General features: G+C 65.2%; 22 protein-coding genes and 1 tRNA gene. 10 read left to right on the forward strand and 13 right to left on the reverse strand.

The window, feature by feature from the left end; all coding sequences use genetic code 11:
- Nucleotides 1-10: 10 nt before the first annotated feature.
- Nucleotides 11-1,114, reverse strand: coding sequence for a glycosyltransferase (locus tag OTER_RS13730; protein WP_012375526.1), 1,104 nt, complete (start codon nt 1,112-1,114; stop codon nt 11-13).
- A gap of 49 nt (nt 1,115-1,163) precedes the next feature.
- Here OTER_RS13730 and OTER_RS13735 point away from each other — a divergent pair, with 49 nt between their 5' ends.
- Nucleotides 1,164-1,592, forward strand: a complete 429-nt coding sequence (locus OTER_RS13735) for a phage holin family protein (protein ID WP_237702360.1) — start codon at nt 1,164-1,166, stop codon at nt 1,590-1,592.
- A 157-nt stretch (nt 1,593-1,749) separates the two neighbouring features.
- Nucleotides 1,750-3,147: a dihydrolipoyl dehydrogenase gene (gene lpdA / locus OTER_RS13740; protein ID WP_012375528.1), complete on the forward strand. Its 1,398-nt coding sequence runs from the start codon at nt 1,750-1,752 to the stop codon at nt 3,145-3,147.
- Nucleotides 3,148-3,216: 69 nt separating this feature from the next.
- Here the strand turns inward: lpdA and OTER_RS13745 are convergent, their stop codons facing one another.
- Nucleotides 3,217-4,053 carry an HDOD domain-containing protein gene (locus tag OTER_RS13745; protein ID WP_012375529.1) on the reverse strand — a complete coding sequence of 279 codons (837 nt, stop codon included), beginning with the start codon at nt 4,051-4,053 and terminating at the stop codon, nt 3,217-3,219.
- 451 nt (nt 4,054-4,504) lie between these two features.
- On the opposite strand from OTER_RS13745, the gene OTER_RS13750 reads away from it, so the two are divergent.
- Nucleotides 4,505-4,711 (forward strand): hypothetical protein, encoded by a 207-nt coding sequence (locus tag OTER_RS13750; protein WP_012375530.1) that lies wholly within the window; start codon nt 4,505-4,507, stop codon nt 4,709-4,711.
- A gap of 92 nt (nt 4,712-4,803) precedes the next feature.
- Here the strand turns inward: OTER_RS13750 and OTER_RS13755 are convergent.
- The 4 genes from OTER_RS13755 to cutA all read right to left on the reverse strand — a co-directional run bounded on the left by OTER_RS13755 (nt 4,804) and on the right by cutA (nt 6,176).
- Nucleotides 4,804-4,878, reverse strand: a tRNA-Arg gene (locus OTER_RS13755).
- A gap of 67 nt (nt 4,879-4,945) precedes the next feature.
- Nucleotides 4,946-5,611 carry a DedA family protein gene (locus OTER_RS13760; RefSeq protein ID WP_012375531.1) on the reverse strand — a complete coding sequence of 222 codons (666 nt, stop codon included), beginning with the start codon at nt 5,609-5,611 and terminating at the stop codon, nt 4,946-4,948.
- A 61-nt stretch (nt 5,612-5,672) separates the two neighbouring features.
- Nucleotides 5,673-5,828 (reverse strand): small basic protein, encoded by a 156-nt coding sequence (locus OTER_RS25205; protein WP_012375532.1) that lies wholly within the window; start codon nt 5,826-5,828, stop codon nt 5,673-5,675.
- 27 nt (nt 5,829-5,855) lie between these two features.
- Nucleotides 5,856-6,176 (reverse strand): divalent-cation tolerance protein CutA, encoded by a 321-nt coding sequence (cutA, locus tag OTER_RS13765; RefSeq protein ID WP_012375533.1) that lies wholly within the window; start codon nt 6,174-6,176, stop codon nt 5,856-5,858.
- 293 nt (nt 6,177-6,469) lie between these two features.
- Between cutA and OTER_RS13770 the strand changes: the two genes are divergently transcribed.
- The 4 genes from OTER_RS13770 to OTER_RS13785 all read left to right on the forward strand — a co-directional run bounded on the left by OTER_RS13770 (nt 6,470) and on the right by OTER_RS13785 (nt 8,678).
- Nucleotides 6,470-6,670, forward strand: coding sequence for a DNA-directed RNA polymerase subunit omega (locus tag OTER_RS13770; RefSeq protein ID WP_012375534.1), 201 nt, complete (start codon nt 6,470-6,472; stop codon nt 6,668-6,670).
- Between the two features lie 75 nt (nt 6,671-6,745).
- Nucleotides 6,746-7,222 carry an SsrA-binding protein SmpB gene (gene smpB, locus OTER_RS13775; RefSeq protein ID WP_012375535.1) on the forward strand — a complete coding sequence of 159 codons (477 nt, stop codon included), beginning with the start codon at nt 6,746-6,748 and terminating at the stop codon, nt 7,220-7,222.
- A complete protein-coding gene (thrB, locus tag OTER_RS13780; protein WP_012375536.1) occupies nt 7,222-8,136 on the forward strand; it encodes a homoserine kinase in 915 nt (304 codons plus the stop codon). Before smpB ends, thrB begins: the two co-directional genes overlap by 1 nt.
- A gap of 59 nt (nt 8,137-8,195) precedes the next feature.
- Nucleotides 8,196-8,678, forward strand: a complete 483-nt coding sequence (locus OTER_RS13785) for a tRNA (cytidine(34)-2'-O)-methyltransferase (RefSeq protein ID WP_012375537.1) — start codon at nt 8,196-8,198, stop codon at nt 8,676-8,678.
- Nucleotides 8,679-8,835: 157 nt separating this feature from the next.
- On the opposite strand, the gene OTER_RS13790 is transcribed toward OTER_RS13785, so the two are convergent.
- The 6 genes from OTER_RS13790 to OTER_RS13815 all read right to left on the reverse strand — a co-directional run bounded on the left by OTER_RS13790 (nt 8,836) and on the right by OTER_RS13815 (nt 14,701).
- Complete coding sequence (locus tag OTER_RS13790) at nt 8,836-9,819, reverse strand: ABC transporter ATP-binding protein (RefSeq protein ID WP_012375538.1); 984 nt, start codon at nt 9,817-9,819, stop codon at nt 8,836-8,838.
- 90 nt (nt 9,820-9,909) lie between these two features.
- A complete protein-coding gene (locus OTER_RS13795) occupies nt 9,910-10,884 on the reverse strand; it encodes an ABC transporter ATP-binding protein (RefSeq protein ID WP_012375539.1) in 975 nt (324 codons plus the stop codon).
- 74 nt (nt 10,885-10,958) lie between these two features.
- Entirely contained in the window at nt 10,959-12,023 is a 1,065-nt protein-coding gene (locus OTER_RS13800; protein WP_012375540.1) for a glycosyltransferase family 9 protein, read from the reverse strand.
- A gap of 4 nt (nt 12,024-12,027) precedes the next feature.
- Entirely contained in the window at nt 12,028-13,068 is a 1,041-nt protein-coding gene (locus OTER_RS13805) for a glycosyltransferase family 9 protein (protein ID WP_012375541.1), read from the reverse strand.
- 3 nt (nt 13,069-13,071) lie between these two features.
- The gene (locus tag OTER_RS13810) at nt 13,072-13,977 is read right to left on the reverse strand and encodes an LpxL/LpxP family acyltransferase (RefSeq protein ID WP_012375542.1); all 906 of its coding nucleotides are present in this window, start codon (nt 13,975-13,977) and stop codon (nt 13,072-13,074) included.
- A gap of 136 nt (nt 13,978-14,113) precedes the next feature.
- On the reverse strand, nt 14,114-14,701 hold the full coding sequence (locus OTER_RS13815; protein ID WP_012375543.1) for a DUF4254 domain-containing protein: 588 nt from the start codon (nt 14,699-14,701) through the stop codon (nt 14,114-14,116).
- 63 nt (nt 14,702-14,764) lie between these two features.
- Here OTER_RS13815 and OTER_RS13820 point away from each other — a divergent pair, with 63 nt between their 5' ends.
- Both OTER_RS13820 and OTER_RS13825 read left to right on the forward strand, forming a co-directional pair.
- On the forward strand, nt 14,765-15,715 hold the full coding sequence (locus OTER_RS13820; protein WP_012375544.1) for a glycosyltransferase family 9 protein: 951 nt from the start codon (nt 14,765-14,767) through the stop codon (nt 15,713-15,715).
- A gap of 108 nt (nt 15,716-15,823) precedes the next feature.
- Nucleotides 15,824-16,789 (forward strand): glycosyltransferase family 9 protein, encoded by a 966-nt coding sequence (locus tag OTER_RS13825; RefSeq protein WP_012375545.1) that lies wholly within the window; start codon nt 15,824-15,826, stop codon nt 16,787-16,789.
- Nucleotides 16,790-16,795: 6 nt separating this feature from the next.
- On the opposite strand, the gene OTER_RS13830 is transcribed toward OTER_RS13825, so the two are convergent.
- Nucleotides 16,796-18,208, reverse strand: coding sequence for a hypothetical protein (locus OTER_RS13830; protein ID WP_148218117.1), 1,413 nt, complete (start codon nt 18,206-18,208; stop codon nt 16,796-16,798).
- Between OTER_RS13830 and serS the strand changes: the two genes are divergently transcribed.
- A complete protein-coding gene (gene serS / locus OTER_RS13835) occupies nt 18,207-19,478 on the forward strand; it encodes a serine--tRNA ligase (RefSeq protein WP_012375547.1) in 1,272 nt (423 codons plus the stop codon). The genes OTER_RS13830 and serS overlap by 2 nt on opposite strands.
- Nucleotide 19,479 lies beyond the last annotated feature (1 nt).

The raw sequence follows: 19,479 nt of genomic DNA on the forward strand, positions 1-19,479 counted from the left end.
ACGCGACGCGTCAGCCGCGCAACCGGCTGAACAGCTCGAGATAAGCCGCGACCTGGCGGGCCGGATCGAAGGTGTTGCGTGCGAAATCCCGGGCGGCGGCGGCACGGGCGGCGCGTGCTGGCGGCGTGGCGCGCGCGAGTTGCTCGAGCGCATCGCGAAACGCATCGCGTTCGCCGCGCGGAATCACCCAACCGGTTTGCCCAGGAACGAAACACTCTGCGATGCCTTGCGCGGCGTAGGCGACGGCCGGCAGTCCGTGGGCCTGCGCCTCGATCAGGAAATTCGACAGCGACTCGCTCGCGGACGCGTGCACCGCCACGTCGGCCGCTGCATAAAGTGCGGACGGATCGCGCAGGAAGCCGGGAAACCGGACGCGATCGAGGCAGTTTTTCGCGCGGGCGAGCTGTTCACAGTCGGCGCGCGCGGGCCCATCGCCGGCCAGCCACAGCTGCCAGTCGAACTCCGCCGGCAGTCCTGCGGCGATCTCGATCAGCTCGCGCTGGTTTTTCTCCGGACGAAACATCGCTACGCATAGCAGGACGAACGTCGCCGGCCGGGCGCCGAACTGTTCGCGCAGCGCCGCGCGCGACGCGGGGAGTGCGTCTCCAGCGCCGGCCGCGTGCGCGGGAAAAACCAGCGAGTTGTGGATGACTGTGATTCCTGCCGGGTCGACGGTGTAGCGTTGGACGAGAACGTCGCACGCGTCGCGGCTGTTGGCCACGACGGCGCGCACCTGACGCAGCGAGCGGCGGAACAGCCACGGCAGCGATTTGCCGGTGCGCATCGTGGCAATCACCGCGGTGCGCGGGCCGAGCCGGCGCTGCAGCGCGCCGGCGTAGCAGTTCGCCATCCGGCCGAGACAGAGTACGATGTCGGGCGCGAGTCGTGCTGCGGTGCCGAGCAGCCGCGGCGCGAACCAGTCGAGCGTGGTGTCGAAAGGCTGCAGCGTGCGGTGCGTCACCCGCGCGGAAATCGTCGCGGCGAGCGGTCCGGCCGGCCGAAACGTGAGCAGGGTGACCGCGTGTCCGGCCTCGGCAAATGCGTTGGCGAGGAGCACGGACTGCCGCTCGGTGCCGCCGCTGCGGAGGAAATCCTGGACGAGGAGGATTTTCATTGCCCGAGGGCGGAACAGGCGGACAGTGCGGTCATTGTCGATGAGTTCAATGACTCAACTTCTGCTCCGCTGGGCCGTGCTGGCGGTGGGCGTGGCGCTGGCGACCAAACTGGTGCCGGGCATTCGCTGCGACGATGCGGTGACGCTGGTGGTGGTCGTCGTGCTCCTGAGCTTGTTCAACGCGGTGCTCAAGCCGGTGCTGCTGCTGTTCACGCTGCCGTTCATTGTGCTGACGATGGGGCTGGGGATCATCGTGATCAATGCCTTGTTGTTCCTGCTGGTGGGGCGGCTCGTGGATGGGTTTCACGTGGCGAGCTTCTGGTCGGCAATCGGCGGGGCGCTGATCGTGAGCGTGACAAACTTGCTCCTCGGCGGGCTGACGCGCTCGCAGCCAAGGCGCCGCGATGAACCGCCACCTCCGCCGACGAATCGCGGTGGTCGCGAACGCGGCAAGTCGGACGACGTGATCGATATCTGAGCGGCGGAGCGGTGGAGACGGCCCACATTTGAGCCGCGGGGAGATTCAGCCTGGCGGGACGGCGGGCTCCACCTCCCGCAGTTGGACACGGCGCGTTTCAATTTGACGGTGCTTCGGTCGCGGGCGACGGTGAGGCCAAAGTCCACACCTTCCCATTATGGCTGAAACTGTTGAATACGATCTCGTCGTCGTCGGTGGCGGTCCCGCGGGTTACGCGGGTGCAATTCGCGCCGGCCAACTCGGCAAACGCGTGGCGTGCGTCGAAATGGAGCGAGCGGGTGGCACCTGCCTGAATTGGGGCTGCATTCCGACGAAGGCGCTTCTGAAGAGCGCGGAGCTCTACCAGAAGATGAAGAAGCCCGAGACGTTCGGACTGTCGGTGAAGGAGGTCGGTTTCGATTTCGCCAAAGTGATGGAGCGCTCCCGCGGCGTGGCCGGTCAGATGGCGAAGGGGGTCGAGTTCCTGTTCCGCAAGAACAAGGTCGACTACATCGTGGGCCGGGCGACCGTGCCGGCGGCGGGGATGGTGGAGATCACCGAAGGCGAGCAGAAGGGGAAGTTTCTCAAGGCGAAAAATGTTTTGATCGCGACCGGCTGCAAGATGCGCCGATTGCCTGATCTGCCGGTCGACGGCGCCCGGGTGATGACCTCGCGCGAGGCGCTGGCGAGCAAGACGCTGCCGAAGTCGATCGCGATCGTCGGCGCCGGTGCGATCGGCGTGGAGTTTGCGTATTTCTACAATGCGTTCGGCACGCAGGTGACGCTCGTCGAGATGCTACCGCAGATCCTGCCGGTGGAGGACGAGGAGGTGGCGAAATTGCTGCACCGTGCGTTCGAGAAGCAGGGCATCAAGATCCACGTCGGCACCAAGTGTGAGAATTTCCGCGTGGGGAAGGATTCGGTGAAGCTGAACCTCGTGAAGGGCGACAAGACCGAGGAGATCGAGGTCGAGACGGTGTTGTCCGCGATCGGCGTCGTAGCGAACATCGAGGGCGTGTTGGGCAAGAACCTGAAGGTGGAACTCGACCGCAACTACGTGAAGGTCGGCGACGACTACCAGACGAACGTGAAAGGAATCTACGCGGCCGGCGACATCGTTGGGCCGCCCTGGCTGGCGCACGTCGCGACGTTCGAGGCGGTCAGCGCGGTCAATGGCATGTTTGGACATGGCAAGCCGGAGCGGGTGAAGAATTTTCCCGGCTGCACGTATTGCCAGCCGCAGGTCGCGAGCACGGGCCTGACGGAGAAGGCGGCGAAGGAGAAGGGGCTGGCCTACAAGGTCGGCAAGTTTCCGTTCACCGCGTCCGGCAAGGCGGTGGCGTCAGCCGAGAGCGAAGGCTTCGTCAAGGTGATCAGCGATGCGAAGACCGGCGAGATCTACGGCGCGCACATCATCGGCGCCGAGGCGACCGAGCTGATTGCCGAATACGGACTGGCCGTGCACCTCGAGGCGACGGTCGAGGAGATTCATCAGACGATCCACGCGCATCCGACGCTCAGTGAAGCCGTGATGGAAGCCGCCGCCGCGACGAGCGGCGAGGCAATCCATATCTGATCCGGAACGGACGCATCGGGAACCGAGGGGCGGTCGTCGCTACTCGAGCCGGGCGATAACGCCGGGGACTCAGCCGATCATTCGGCTGAGCTGTTCGAACGCGAGCGCCGCACGATCCACCGCGCGCTGGCACTGCTCTGCATCAACACCGCAGCGCTGAAATGCCGCGGCGGATTCCATCCAGTAGCGTTGTTCGCCCGGCAATCCGTGACCGAGCTGCTCGGTGCAGCTGGCGGCGAGGTTGAGTAAATCAGCCAGCGGTTCGCCCGAGTCCGTCGGCCAGAAGTGCCGGGCGATTGCCTGGCAGATGCCGGCCGGAAACCGCCATTGGTGAAGGATGGCGGCGGTCGCCTCGTTGGCGGAAATGCCAAACGTGTGTTTTTCCCATGCGACCAGATCGGCGCCAGGCGTGGGCTGAAACGGCCGGGCGGAAGGATCCGCCAGTTTCTCGAGCGCGAGCTTTCCCACGGAGCGCAGGAGTCCCGTCGTGTAGGCGGCGTGAGGATCCCGTCGGGTGGTGAGCGCGAGCTCCTCCATGATGAGGGCGACGAACAGGGCGTTGGCGCGTAACCGTGCGCCCGGAACTCCATACAATGGGTAGGTGGCGAGCGAAAACTGATCGATCGCGACGGCGCCCACCAACCGATGGATCTCCCGAAAACCGATCAGCGCGGCAGCCTCTTCGATCGCGGCGACATGTTCGACCGCGCCGATGGCCGCGCTGTTGGCAACCCGGAGGATCCGCGCGACAAGGGCGCTGTCGCTTTTCAGCAGCTTCACGACGTCCTTGAGATCCGCGCCCGGGTCACGGAGCAGCCGGCCGAGGTCCGCCATGATCCGCGGCGTAGCCGGAAAGGCTTGGGCGACGCGCAGCAGCGGTTCGATGGAATACTGCACAACATTCATGGTTCTAATGATCGGTAGCGCGGTGCCCGTACTGAAGCACGGGGGAATGGTTCAGTTATAGGCCGCTGTCAGAATAAACATTACGTAGAATTCCGCATCCGATGCTGCAATGAAGGCGGAAAACATGTTGCGGGGGAGCTGTTGTTCAACCATAAGCCGTTTTGATGGTCGATTCGTTGGGCAGCACCTTTGCTGACGACGCGGCAGCTGGCGCCAGCCACGCAGGCGGTGCGTTGAACGTGAAGCGGACTGCGGCGAATCGTATCCGTTATCCCCAATCGGTGAACCCAAAGCGGATCGCCGCGGGCTTGGAAGATCACAGGCGGCCGGAAGGTGCCGGCGCACCGCACAACCCCAAGTGGGGGCGGCGCGACCGGCGCGAGTCGTCCTAGAACTGCGGCGGCTTGTGACTGGAAGAACTCGTGATGCGGCGATCAAAAACCCCAAAATCATGGACAAGAAAATCGAGCCAGTGGAAGTCTACATCCACGAAAGCGGCGACCACATTTGTCTGAAGCAAGATGACTTCGGCGAGGAGGCCGTGCTTACGATCAGTCCCGATCAGGTGGACGAACTCATCGCGTGGCTGCAGGAGGCGCGTGACGAGATGCAGCGCGGCGAGCTGAAGCTGCAGCACGGCGAGTTCCCGCGGGTGTAGTTGCGGGAGGAAGATCCGCCAGGACGCCCGGCGCGCCGGAGCGTGCGCCGCGGAATCGTCGTTTGGGGCGAGCCAAGCTCAACCCTGGAGGCTGGTGCGAGCGCCGGGAGTCGAACCCGGATCGACGGCTTCGGAGACCGCTACACTATCCATTGTGCTACGCCCGCAAATAACCGAGAGCCGGGAAACTCATGCGCGATTCGCCGCCTGTCGAGCGGAAACAACCGCATTGGTTTAGGCTACGCCGCCGCGGCGACTCTCGCGCCAGCTGCGAATCAGCTCCACCGCCATGGGGATCACCGACAGGATGATGATGGCGACGATCACGAGCTTGAAGTTCCTCTGCACGAAAGGCTGATTGCCGAACAGGAAGCCGGCGTAGGTGAAAAAGTAGATCCAGACGAGGCCGCCGACGACATTGAATGCCAGAAAGCGCGGGTAGGTCATCTGTCCAATGCCCGCCACGAACGGCACGAACGTGCGCACGATCGGGACGAACCGCGCCAGGATAATCGCCCGGCCGCCGTATTTTTCGAAAAACGCATGGGCCCGATCGAGGTGCTTGCGGCGCAGGAACACGGAGTCTTCACGATGAAAGACCGCGGGGCCGAGTTTGGCGCCGATCCAGTAGTTGACCGTGTCCCCCAGAACGGCGGCGACGAACAGGCAGAGCGCCATGAGGTGCACGTCCAAGCCGGTCTCCGGCCTGGCGCAGAACGCTCCGGCGGCAAACAAGAGCGAATCGCCGGGCAGAAAGGGCGTAACCACCAGACCGGTCTCGGCGAAGATGATCAGGAACAGGATCGCATACGTCCACGCGCCGTAGCTCGCGATGATCTCCGCGAGATGCCGATCGATGTGGAGGATGAAATCCGCGAGATTCCGAATCAGGTCGACCATTTCGTAAGGGCAAAAAAAAGCAGGCAGTGGGAACTGCCTGCCGGGAAAATAAAAGAAAGGCTCAGACGTCGGGCTTGGTCTTGCGGAGGCCCTGGACGCGGTCGCCCGCTTTCCACTGACCGCGCTTTTTGAGGATATCGACGCGCTCGAAACGCTTCAGGACGTTGCGTTTGATCACGATACCGGAGGAGCCTTGGAGACTTTTGTGCTGTGACATGGCGATGAAAGGGTGGTTGGCGAGTTGCTAAAGGGGCGGAGTGGTAGAGCTGGCGTTGGCCCATGACAAGTATTTTTCGCCCACACGCTCCACCGGCACCGCGAGCCACTCGGGTGTATCGTAAGGATGTTCGGAAAGCACGTAGGCCTCCAGCTGGCTCAGCCGGCTGGCCGGGCACTTGAACATCAGCCGCAGTTCCTGAGCCTGCTCGAGCTGGCCCTGCCAGCGGTAGTGGGAAACCACCGGGCCGTCGATTTGCACGCACGCGGCGAGTCCACGGGCCACCGCACCGGTGGCTAGACGGTCGGCATCAGCCCGCTCGGCAACCGTGGTCCACGCGATGAACATGGTCCGAGGGTCGCGGGCCGTGACGCGGGCGCAAGCCGGGAGTGGACGTGGGCGGCCACGCTGGCAGGGCAGCGGCATCGGCGAACTCGCGCCCCAGCCGCCTGGTTGAAGCGCGGGGTGCGCATCGCGCTTTCCGCCAACCTTTGGGCACGACGTCTGTGCCACGTGGCCTGAGGCCCGGCCCAGGGCGCAAGCGGGAGACGCGCAACGCGGGCTCACGCCGGAAATTGCCCTTGACGCTCCGCCAGTCCGCCGTAGTGCTCAACGGTTTTCACCGCCGAGTAACGCCTACCATGCGAGACGACTACATCAAAGATGCGCTCAAGGTCATTCCCGATCCGAACCTGCTGATCAACGTGGTTTCACGCCGGGTCAAGCAGCTGCGCCGGGGCAACCGCCCGCTGGTGGAGTCGCTGGAAAAGCTCTCGTCGGAAGACGTGGCGCTGCGCGAAATCATCGAAGGCAAGATCAGCTTCGAGGTCGGCGAGAACTGAGCTGTCCTTTTTTCCACCAGGCGGCACGGCGATTGCCGGGGCCGCCTTTTTCGTGCATAGATTGTTCGGATCACCATGGCCGCCGCCAACAAAGACGCCCGTCGCTACACCGAGATCCGCAACGCTAAGGCGCTGCGCGACTATTTCGTGGACGAACGTTTCGAGGCCGGAATCCAGTTGCACGGCACCGAGGTGAAGTCGATCCGAGCCGGGCGCGCGCAGATCAGCGACGCCTTTGGCCGCGTGGAGAAAGGCGAGCTGTGGCTCCACAACGCCCATATCGAGCAGTACGCGTTCGGCAACATCTACAATCACGACGCCAAGCGCGTGCGGAAGCTCCTGCTGCACCGTCATCAGGTCCGCAAGATCCAGCAGGCGCTCGATTCCGGCGGCCGCGCGCTGATTCCGCTGCGGATGTATCTCAAGGAAGCGCTCGTGAAGGTGGAGGTCGCCCTCTGCACGGGCAAGAAGCTCTTCGACAAGCGCGAGACCCTGAAGAAAAAGGCCGAGCTGCGCGACGTCGATAAGGCGATGAAACAGTTCCGACGCTGATGAACCGAGCGCGGCATACCGTGAGCGTGCGTGTGCCGGCGAGCACGTCGAACTGCGGAGCCGGGTTCGATTCGCAGGGGCTGGCGTTGAGCCTCTACAACCGCGTGACCCTGACCCGGACGCAGGGCCTCGTCCCGCTCCCGGAGCAGCCGGTGGACGAATCTACGCACGCGCTGGTGGTGCAAAGCGCGGAGCGGTTCTGGCGTGTGGCGGGAACAGTGCCGGTGGGATTTTATTACCGGATCGAGGGCGAGGTGCCGGCGGCCCGAGGCTTGGGCTCGAGCGCCACGATCATTGCGGGCGTACTGGTCGGGCTCGACTCGCTGCACGAAACGCGGCTGCCGCGCCCGGCGATGGTGAAGATTGCAACCGCGGTCGAAGGCAATCCGGAGAACGTCAGCGCCAGCCTGCTCGGTGGCTTCACGGTCTCGCGCACGGACCCGGCGACCGGCGAATACGTGGATGCCGTGCGCGTGACGGTGCCGCGTGAGATCGCGTTCGTCGTCGCGTCGCCGAGCATGGAGTTGCGCACCGTGGAATCGCGCGGTGCGCTGCCGCCGACCCTGCCGTTTGCCGATGCCGTGAAGAGCCTCAACAGTGCCTCGTTTTTCGCGGCGGCGTTCGTGGCGGGCGACTACGAAAAGCTGCGTCAGGCGGTCGGGGATTTCGTGCATGAGCCTTACCGATTGCCAAAAATTCCGGGAGCGGGGGCGGCGATCGATGCGGGGATCGAGGCCGGTGCGTTGACGGGCTGGCTCAGCGGAAGTGGTTCGAGCGTGCTTTGCGTCTGCTATCGGGCGAATGCGGAGCCGATCGCGGCGTCGATGTGCGCGGCTTTTTGGCGCGAATCGATGCCCTGTGAAGCCCGCGTGCTGAGCGCGGACAACGACGGCGCCCGGGTCGAGCGGGCCTGAGCCGCGACCTGCCAGCGGCGGCTTGATTTGGGCGAGGGCGGCGGCCGATGATGTCGCGAATGATTCACGTGGTGCTGTTCCAGCCGGAGATCGCCCCGAACACGGGCAACGTTGGGCGAATGTGCGCGCTCACGCGCTCGCGGCTGCACCTCATTCATCCGCTGGGTTTCGTGATCAACGACCGCAATCTCCGGCGCGCGGGGATGGATTACTGGCGGGCGCTCGACGTGCACGAGCACCGCGATTGGGCGAGTTTCCGGGCGAGCGCGGTTGCGCCGCGGCGGCTGTGGCTGTTCACCACGAAGAGCACGCGGTGCTTTTGGGACGCGCGTTTCGAAGACGGCGACGGACTGGTGTTCGGCAACGAAGGCTCGGGGGCGCCGGAGTGGCTGCACGCGGAGATCGGCGATGAGCAGCGCGTCACCATTCCGCACGCGAATCCGGAGCTGCGTTCGCTCAACCTCAGCACGGCAGCCGGAATCGCGACGTATGAAGCGCTGCGGCAGGTCGGGCTGCCCACGCAGTCCAGAGCGGAGAGCTGAGCCAAGAGCTGAGTGTCCGGTTACGGGGTGAAAACGACCGCAGGTCGGGCGGGACCGCTGGGCCGGCCGAGATTTCACTGAACGCACACTCGCCCTTCCGGCGCGCCCGGCGGCCGTGCCCTACCGTTTCAACAGTCCGCTCGAACGGAGAACCGCCTCAGATCTCGTCGAGCCGGATGCACGCAGCCTGTTGGTCGGGACCCGCTGGAAGCAGCGGCGGGACGGCGAGGAGACATTTGTCCTGAGCAAACGGACAGCGCGGGTGGAATGGGCAGCCCGCAGGAGGATTGATCGGTGACGGTGGATCGCCGGCGAGCACGATGCGCTGCCGCGCGCGCTCGGCGTCGGGATTGGGCACCGGAATGGCACTGATCAGCGCGCGGGTGTAAGGATGCCGCGGACGCTCGATCACGGCAATCGCCGGCCCGAGTTCGACGATCTTGCCGAGATACATCACCGCGATGCGATCGGAGATGTGCTTCACGACCGACAGGTCGTGCGCGATAAAGATCATCGACAGGTTCATCTTCCGCCCGAGTTCGGAAAGAAGATTCAAGATCTGCGCCTGAATCGACACGTCGAGCGCGGAGACCGGCTCGTCCGCGATGATGAGCTTGGGCTCGAGCGCGAGGGCGCGCGCGATCGCGATGCGCTGGCGTTGTCCACCGGAGAATTCGTGCGGATACTTGCGCACGAAGCGCGGCGCGAGTCCGACCAGTGACATGAGCTCGGCGACGCGGGCCGGCACTTCGGACGGCGGGCAGCGCCGATGCACCAGCAGCGGTTCGGCGAGTGTCGCATAGACGGTCATTCGCGGATTAAGCGACGCGTAGGGATCCTGAAAAACCATCTGCAAGTCGCGACGGATCTCGCGCACTTCCGCGGCGGAGGCGTGGGTGAGATTGCGCCCCTCGAGCACCACGGTGCCCGACGTGGTGGGCACGAGTTGCAGGATCGTGCGGGCGAGAGTGGACTTGCCGCAGCCGGACTCGCCGACCAGCCCGAGCACCTCACCGCGCGCGATCGACAGCGACACGCCGTCAACGGCTTTCACCGTGCCGATCTCGCGTTTGAACACGAAACCCTGGCGCACCGGGAAGTGCGTTTTCACGTCGTGGAGTTCGAGGATCGGGGAAGGCATTCGGTGGGGAACGCTGATCTACGCTCATCCGCGCTGATGAAGGGCGGAGGCGATGAATGGAATGAGCGAAGATGAGCGATGATAAGTGTTCTATATTTCCCCTTGTTGTGCGCGGAGGCAGGCGTGCGCGTGCCCGGGTGCGACTTCGAGCAACGGCGGCACATTGGCCACGCACTTGTCGCGAACGAATTCGCAGCGCGGCGCGAACGGGCAACCGGGCAGCGGTTTGGAGAGATCGGGCGGCAGCCCGGGAATCGTGTAGAGCGCCGCGCCCTTCGGCTGCAGCGCCGGAATCGAGCGCTGCAGCGCGCGCGTGTACGGATGACGTGGGGAGTAGAAGAGCGTGCGCGTGTCAGCCGCCTCGACGATACGACCGGCATACATCACCTGCACGCGGTCGCAGAGCCCGGAGACGACGGCGAGGTCGTGGGTGACGAAAATCACCGCCATGCCCAGCTCGCGCTGCATTGACTTGATCAGCTCCAGAATCTGCGCCTGCACCGTGACGTCGAGCGCGGTCGTCGGCTCGTCCGCGATCAGCAACTCCGGCTTGGTGATGAGCGCCATCGCGATCATTACCCGCTGACGCATGCCGCCGGAAAACTCGTGCGGATAACCGTGCAGGCGGCGTGCGGCATCGTGGATGCCGACGGATTCGAGCGTGGCCTGCGCGCGCGACAGGGCGGCGCGGCGGGAGATTCGTTCGTGAATCAACAGCGGCTCGATGAGCTGCTCGGAGATCCGGAGATACGGATTCAACGAGGTCATCGGGTCCTGAAAGATCATCGCGATGCGCTTGCCGCGAATCGCGCGTACTTGGGCCGTCGGGCTGTGCAGCAGGTCGATGCCGTCGAAGACCGCCGTGCCACTTTCGATGCGGCCGGGCGGCTGCGGCACCAGCCCCAGTAGCGAGTAGCAGGTGACGGATTTACCCGAACCGGATTCGCCGACGATACCGAGTGTTTCTCCGCGCTCGACGGAGAAGCTCACTCCGTCCACCGCCCGATAAACGCCTGTGCGGGTATGGAAGGTGGTGCGGAGATCGGTGACCGTCAGCAGAGGCATTGGCGATGACGACAGACGCTGGAGTGGAGGGCGCGAGCCGCAACGCAGAACTGCCGATCCGCTCCACCCCTGGCTCAGCGCGCGGGCAATGTGCGCCAGGCAGCCACCACGGTTTCGGGCGTGATGGAACCTAGTCCCGGATTGGGCGCGGCCTCAGCGGGCTGGAGGATCTGCACCGCGGCCGTCGTGGGCACCGGTGCATAGAGGTCCGCCGCACGATGGGCGTGACGCGTAAACATCACGAGCAGCGGGCAACCCATCGCGGCGGCGGAGTGCGCTGGACCGGTGTTGACGCTGATCATGCTGTGGGCGCGCTCCTGCAGCGCGAGCAACCGCGGAATCGGCAGCTCGCTCGAAGCGACCACGACCGAGTCGCGGTGGGCGGCCGCCAGCGCGGCGATTTCCTCGGCGAGGGGCTGTTCCGAGGGGACGCCACAAAGAATCACGTGAGCCGTGGGCAGCGCGGCGCGCACGCCGGCGATCACGGCGGCCCAGTTCGATTCGGACCAGTAATCGACGTTGCTCGCGCGGCGACGGTCGCCGCCCTTCATCGTTTTTTTGTTGCCGGGTTGGAGCAGCACCAGCGGAGCCTCGCCGAGTCCGCGCTGCGCGAGCCACTCGGCGCAATCGCGACGGTCCGCCTCGGTCAACTCCGGGCGGGTATCAGGCATGGAAGGATGAGAGTCCAGAGTCGAGAGAGCAGAGCTGAGACCGGGAGGCGTGGTCCGGGCGAGGCGGACCGAGTGCGCGAGAATGTGTTCGCCGGGTCGACGCGGAAAATCGCGCAGCGTGCAGATCCACTCGGGCGCGATGCCGGCGCGCCGCAAGAGCGAGAGCGGCTTCTCATCCGGCTCGAAGACGTAGACGGGCCCGGCCGGTCGTCGTCGCAACCAGCGCACGAGTTCGCGCTGACTGCGGTTGAACCAGTAGGGCGCGCGACGGCTGGTGAGATAGAAGCGTTCGCCGCAGGAGGGCACGCGTTGCAGCAGCGGCTCGGTCCACGGGCCGGAACCCAGCAGATCGCAAGGAGCGCCGTAGCGCTGCTGGAGCGCCTTCAGCACGGGGATCATCAGCACCATGTCGCCGAATGCACCGAAACGAATCACCAAAGGCGTGAGGGAACGGGGAGACGTGGACATGAGGCTAGGACGCAGAGGGGCGGAGAACGAGATGAGGATCGATCGCGGCTTGGACCTCGGCGACGGAGAGCCGAAGCAGTGGACGCTCACCCGAAACGTCCTGTGGCCGGAGCACCGTGTGGGCGGTGTCCCACGGATGCCAGCGCCAAGGTTCGAGCGGACCGAACAACGCGACGACCGGCACGTGAAACGAGGCGGCGATGTGGAGCAGGCCGGTGTCGATCCCCAGCGCGAGATGCATCGCGCGCAGCAGCGAGCCCACCTCGCGGATGGGAAGCTCGCGGCTCCAGTCGTGGCACGCTCGCTGCGTCGCGGCGGGCAACTGCGCGAGGATGTCGCGATAGTAAGGTGTATTCGCGGGCGCGTCGCAGAAGTGGACGACGCAGCCACGTTCATGGATCAGCCACGCGATCACCGCTGCGAAGCGGTCGGGCGCCCAGTCTTTCGGCGAAAACACGGATTTTGCGCAGACGAACACGTGCCGTGCGACCGGCCCCGGCGCGACCGCGTCGGCTTGTTCGCGCAGGCGCGCCTGCACGCGCGCGTCGACCACGGGATCGCTCCAGTTTTCGTTGCATGTGTCGGTGACTGGAATGTCGTCGGCGCGCAGCACATCGAGGAAACATTCGACCTCGTGCTTGTCGGGATAGGGCGTGCTGCGCTGCAGCAGCCAGCGCCGGCCCTCGGTGGCGAACCCGACGCGGTGCGGAATACGCGCAAGCAGCGGCAGGATCGCGCTCGAGAACGAGCGGCGTAAAATGTAGACGCGGTCGTAGTGGCGCGCGCGCAGCAGACGCGCGCAGGCGAGCAAACTGCGTGGGTGCGGCGACGCGGCTTTGGCGCGCGGGGCGAAGTAAAGCAGTTCGTTTTTGTACGGGCAGTGCGCGAGCGTGTCGCCCGACACGGGCTCGGCGAGCACGTCGATCACGGCCTGCGGGAACGCGCGACGGAGATTGCGCAGAAACGGGATCGCCAAAACCGTGTCGCCGATGAACCGGTAGCGGATCACCAGAAGGCGCAACGGGCGCGGATCGGGAAACGCCATGGCTCAGTAGACTTCCGGGTAGCCCGGACCGCGCGCCTTGAAGCGCTTGTGCACCCAAAGATATTGCTCAGGCGCGAGCCGAATTTGCTGCTCGATCAGCTGGTTTATGCGGACTGCGTCGGCGGCTGGATCTGCCGAGGGGAAGCTCTCGAGCGGCGGCAGAATCGTCAGCGTGTAAGCGCCGTCGGGCTCGCGGCGACCGAAGTAGGGCACGACCGGTGCGCCGGTCATTTCGGCCAGCTTGCTCGTCGCGGTGTTGGTGATCGCGGGCACGCCGAAGAAGGGCAGGATCTCGGTCTGTTTGGTGCGCTTGCCCTGATCGGGGGCATACCAGATCGCATGGCCGGCGCGGAGCGCGCGAATGAGACCCTTCAGATCGTCGAAATGCACGGCGATCGTCATCCGGCGCTCGCGCTGCCGGCGCATCGCGGCGGCGACGACAGGATTGTTTGGGTCGCGGTAGAGACAGCCGAACTTGAAGTTCTCGGTCATGATCCGGCCGCAGATCTCGAGCGTGGTGACGTGCGAGGTGAGGACGATCACCCCGTGGCCGAGCGCGATGGCGCGTTCGAGGTGCTCGCGTCCGATCAGCCGATGCCGGGGCAGCGCGACGGCGTCGGTCCACCAGGCGTTGCAGGTTTCGAAAAGGCCGAGCGCCAGCGAGTGATAGTGCGCGCGTGCCAGGGTGCGGCGCTCGCGTTCCGTTTTCTCCGGGAAACAGAGTCGCAGGTTGACGTGAACGACGTGGCGCCGGATCGGAAGAAGATAATAGACGGCCGTGCCGAGCGCGCGGCCCAGCGCGCGCTGCACGCCCCACGGAAGTCTCGTCGCGACCCAGAACAGCGCGAGGCCGATCCAGGACGGCCAGTGCTGCGGGAACCAGAGCGGCTGTTCGCTGGCGCGAGCCATGGGCGAAGTCAGTCGAGAGCTGAGAGCTCAGAGCTAAGAGCCTGAGGATCGACGTCTGGCACAGGAAACCGGAAAGCCGGCCGAGTCACGGCTCGTCTGTCTCTGAACTCCGGGCGCTGGACGATCGACGGCACCTTCATTTCGCGGCGTGACGGTAGAGCTGTGGGTTCAACGCGGGGTCGTTGTACATCTTGAACTGAAAGTAGACCGAGAACGTCCGCCGGCCCGCGCGCAGGTCCGCGAGGAATTCGGCGAGACATGTGACGAGATCGCCACGCTGCACGCGGATGCGCGCGAGCTTCTCGCCGCACGTGGCGCGATGCTGGGCGGGAGCATCCGGGCGCACCGTTTCTTCGTGCATGTGGAATTCCTTGAGTGCGAGGATCGACAGCCGGTCGATCATCATGCCAGGCGTCTCGGAGTTGCGCGGCGCGTTGGTCGGCAGCGGCTGATGGGCGGTGACGATGGCCTGGTCCATCGCCTCAATGAAGTTGTTTCGCTCCTGGTTGAAGCGGTCGATGTTCCGCTTGGCGCGATACACCGCCTCAAATCCGAGATCGTTGCGCCGCGCGATGTCCTCCTCGTGCCAGAGCTGGAAATTGCGCAGGTGATTTTGTTGCACCAACGCGGCAAAACCTTCGCCGCCGGCAGTGGGCGGCACCTCGTGCCAGCGGGCGGTGAGCGTCGTTTGCAGGGCGGCAATGTCAGTGGCGGAAAACGTCATGAAGGGGTGGAGGGAAATTGAGTTGAACGAAAGCAGGGCGGACACAAGCCTGCGGATGCGTGCATGAAGAGCCTTCTGGTCATCAAGCCTTCCTCGCTCGGTGACATCGTGCACGGGTTGCAGGTGTTGCAGGCGGTCGCGCGCGCGCGGCCAGAGCTGCGCATTAGCTGGATCGTGCGCGAGCGCTTCGCGGGGCTGGTGGCGGCCGCGCCGTTCGTGCAGGAAACGATCATTTTCCGCCGGCGTGCGGGCTGGGGGAGTTTTGTGCGGCTGCTCCGAGAGCTGCGCCGACGACAGTTCGACGCGGTGTGGGACATGCAGGGGCTATTGCGTACCGGGTTGATGACCGCCGCGGCGCGTGCACCGGAGAAATGGGGTCGGCCCGATGCGCGGGAAGGCGCCGGACTCTTCTATAACCGCCGCGTCGAGATGCCGGGCGGCGCAGGACCGCATCACGCGATGGAGATCCTCGCGGCGTTTGCCGCAACCGTCGGCGGGCCGGTGCAGGTGGAATGGCCGCTGGTGTTGCGCGTGCGCGACGACTGGCCATGGAAGGAGTTCTTCGCTTCGGCCGAGCCGGCCCGGACGTATGTGGTTTTCACCGACAGCCGCGGCCCGGAAAAAACGTGGCCGCACTTTCAGGCGCTGATGCAGCGAATCCTGCACGAGGTGCCGCGCAGCCGCGTGGCGTGGTGTGCCGGCGCGGCGGCCGAGCCGTCGTTCGCGGCGCCCGCGGATCGATTCCTCAACCTGACGGGCTGCCCGCTGGACGAAATGATCGCGCTGGTGCGGCAGCCATCGGTTTTCGTAGGCAACGACACCGGGCCGATGCACCTGGCGGCGGCGAGCGGCAACCGCGTGCTGGCCATTTTCGGGCCGACGTCGCCGGAGCGTTTCGGGCCTTATCCGCCGGAATCGCCGCGGCATCGCGCGGTCACGGCGCCGGGCGGACGACTCGCGGATCTCGCGCCGGATGCCCTGCTGGCGGCGCTGCAGGAGCTGTCCGGGCGGTGAGCGAAGTTGCAGAACGGTGTGAAAATCTCGTCGCACCGCGATTCACGTTTGCATTTGGCTGAGCCGCATGAAGTTTAGGTCCGCCACCGCGTCCCGGCGGCATGTTTCATGAGACAGTTGCTCATCATCAAGCCCTCCTCGCTCGCCGACATCGTTCACGGCCTGCAGGTCGCGACGTCAATGAAGGCCCAGTGCGACGATCTGCGGATCTCGTGGGTCGTGCGGGATATTTATGAGCCGCTGGTGCGGTCCTGTGCGGCCGTCGATCAGGCGTACATTTTCGAGCGCAAGGGCGGCGCGAAGGCGTTTCTCAAGCTGATCCGCGAATTGCGGAAGACGAAGTTCGACTATGTCCTCGATTTTCAAGGACTGCTGCGGACCGGCATCATGACGTCGCGCGTGCTCGCCGAACGAAAGGTCGGTCGCTCGGACGCGCGGGAGATGTCGGGCATCTTCTACGACAAGAAAGTGCCGCTGCCACCCGACGGACGGCGGAGCCACGCGTTGGAGATCCTGCTGCAGTTCTGCACGGTGCTGGGCGCCAAGCCGGAGTTGCGCGGCACGCTTAAATTTCGCGAAGTCGACGCGCTGAAGCTGAAGTTCGCCGAGGGGCGTGGCGGCTCGCGGCCGATCGTGATGTTTCCCGAAGCGCGCCGCGCGGAGAAGGCGTGGACGGGCTTCAAGCAGCTCACCGAACTCATCCTGCGCAATGACAAGACGCGGAAGGTGATCTGGGCAGGCACGACGCTGGTGCAGGATCGCGCCTCGTTTCAGCCGGCGCAGTTCCTCAATCTCACGGGCAACACGAGCTTGTTGTCGCTGCCGGCGTTGATCAAACGCGCGGACTGGGTGATCTCGAACGAGAGCGGACCGATGCACCTCGCGGCGGCGCTCGGGGTGAGGACGCTCGCGATCTTCGGTCCCACCGACCCGCGGATCTGCGGGCCGTATCCGCTCAACGCCCCGACCAACGTCGTCGTGCAGGCGCCGGTCGGCGACATGAAGCTGCTCACGGCGCGCGAAGTGTATGCGCGGCTGCAACGCGCGCGCGCGCGGCTCGACAAAAGTCGCTGAGCCGGCTCAGAGATCCTTGCGACGGTAAGCGCGGATGGTGAGCGGAGGATCCGCCGGGTAAAACGCGGCGACGTCGGACAGATTCATCAGGATCCAAGGCATCACCTCGGACGAACCGTTTTTGGTGAAGACGATGTCGTCGGCGATGTGCACGCAGGAATGCACCACGGTCTTCTCGTCGCGCATGAACACGAGGATGTCGCCCATCATCAGCCGACCGGACACCGGCACATAGTCGTTCTCGAGCGCGTCCTGCACCGCGACCGCGTCGCTGAACCGTTCGTCGGGCGGGTCGTTGAAAAAATTCATCGAGGTCCAATGGCAGTCGTGACCCGGGGAGGTCTCCTCCGGCGGCTGGGGGTAGGTGAACAAGTGGGCGCGGGGGAAGCGCGGCAGGAGGTGGGCCACGTCGATGGTGATGCCCTCGCGGCGATGGGAAATCGACTCGAGCAACGCCCGCATCCCCTTCCGGCGCGGGCCACGGCCCCAGTAGTCCGTCAGCGTGTCGAGGTCCGAGTCGGGCCGGATGCGCAGCTTGACCAGGAGGGTCGACTTGCGCGCGAGGACTTTGACCAACCGAATCCGTTCGGCGTTGGAGGCCAGCCGCGGCAGCACGAGGTTGTGATCCGAGAACAGGAGCGAACTCCCCCGGCGATAGAGCAACCGCGTCACGGTCTGGATGGTCTCGGGCGCGAGCTGGCTGTTTTCCAGCCATTCGTCGGCGGTGTCGGCGCGAAAGCGAAACGGTTCCTGCTGATCCGGATTCTCGGGAAAAGCGGCGAGCGCGGAATAGATTCGCGTCCGGGCGGCGGTGCTGAGGTCGAGCACCCATTGGTCCGGTGGCCGGATGACGATCCGGTCGTCCGTTGTGGTCATCCGCCCGGGCTCCTCGAGGAGGGCGATGTCCGCGGGGCTCAGGTCGGCTTCGCGCCAAAGCATCGTCAACTGATCGCGGGAGTAGCCGAGGAAATTCCACACGGTGGGCCGGCCGACCGAGTAGTCGGCCACGGCGAACTCGTCCGGCGGTTCAATCACGATCCGTGAGTACTGCAGCTCGCCCCACGGACCGGGGCGGCACTTGTGTACGTATTCGTCGTACTGGGGCGCTGGTCCGGTCGCGGGCGCTGGTTCGCGGCCGAGGCGCGGGAAGAACAGCAGGGCGGCGACGAACAGCCACGGCAGGAGCAGCAACCCGGCCCAAAAGAAGAGCGCGCGCCGGGTGAATTGGAAAATGGTCCGGTGAGGAGGAAGATTCGGGTTGATGGCGGGAGGTGCTGAAGGTTGTCCGCGGTCTAAAAAGGAGCCCCGCAAAGTCGACGGCAAAGCGGCGCAACCGAGTGGCGGCGCCTCGCGGCCAAGGCGCAAGGCACGGAAATTGTTTGTTCTGCCTATATCGGCCGTTTTACGTAGGCGCCTCATGCTAGACGCCAAACTCCTTCGTGAATCCCCGGACCTAGTCCGAGCTGCCATCGCCAAGAAACATCTGGACGTGGATGTTGACGCGGTGCTGGCCCTCGACGCCGCCTGGCGGACGCAGCTGCAGGAAGTGGAGACCCTGCGCGGCCGGCAGAAGGCGGCGAACACCGCGATGGCGGCGCTGCCAAAAGGCTCGCCGGAGTTTCAGGCCAAGGTGGCGGAGATGAAAGCGGTGTCGCAGCAGGTGAAGGAGCAGGACGCGAAGCTGAAGGACGCCGAGGGCGCCTTCCGGCAGGCGATGCTCTCGCTGCCGAACCTCCCGCACGCGACCGTGCCAGAAGGCCGGACGCCGCAGGAAAACGTCGTGTTTTCGCTGCACGGGGATCACGAGAAGCCGCATCCCAGCGCGGTGCCGCATTGGGAAATTCCGGGTTTCGAGCGGCTGTTTGATTTCGCGCGCGGGGCGAAGGTGACCGGCGCGGGTTTCCCGTTCTATGTCGGCGATGGCGCCCGGATGGTGCGGGCGCTGTTGCACTTCTTCTTGGAGGAAAACGCGCGCGCCGGCTACGTCGAAGTCAATCCGCCGATCTTCGTCAACGCGGCGAGCGCCACGGCGACGGGCCAGCTCCCGGACAAGGAAGGGCAGATGTATGAGACGACGCCGGATCATCTCTATGCGGTGCCGACGGCGGAAGTGCCGCTGACGAACTTCTTTCGCGACGAAATCGTGGATGAGGCGGCGCTGCCGATCTACCGCTGTGCCTACACTCCCTGTTTCCGGCGCGAGGCGGGCAGCTACGGCAAGGACGTCCGTGGGCTGAACCGACTGCACCAGTTCGACAAAGTGGAGCTGTTGAAGTGGGTGCATCCGTCGACGAGCTACGAGGAACTCGACAAGCTCCGGGGCGACGCGGAGGCGCTCCTGCAGAAGCTCAACCTGCCTTACCGCGTGCTGCTGATGTGCGGCGGCGATCTGGGATTCGCGCAGGCCAAGAAATACGATCTCGAAGTGTGGGCGGCGGGCCAGAAGCGCTGGCTGGAGGTATCGAGCTGTTCGAACTTCGAAGCGTTTCAAGCCCGGCGCGCGCAGATCCGGTTCCGTTCGAAGGAGACCGGCAAGCCGGAACTCGTCCACACGCTTAACGGCTCGGGCCTCGCGGTGCCACGCGTGCTGGCGGCGCTGCTCGAAAACAACCTGCAGGCGGACGGCCGCGTGCACATTCCCGAGGTGCTGCAGCCGTATTTCGGGAAGGAGTTCCTCAGCTTCAGCTGAC

It is taken from the genome of Opitutus terrae PB90-1, from assembly GCF_000019965.1.
Taxonomy (GTDB): domain Bacteria; phylum Verrucomicrobiota; class Verrucomicrobiia; order Opitutales; family Opitutaceae; genus Opitutus; species Opitutus terrae.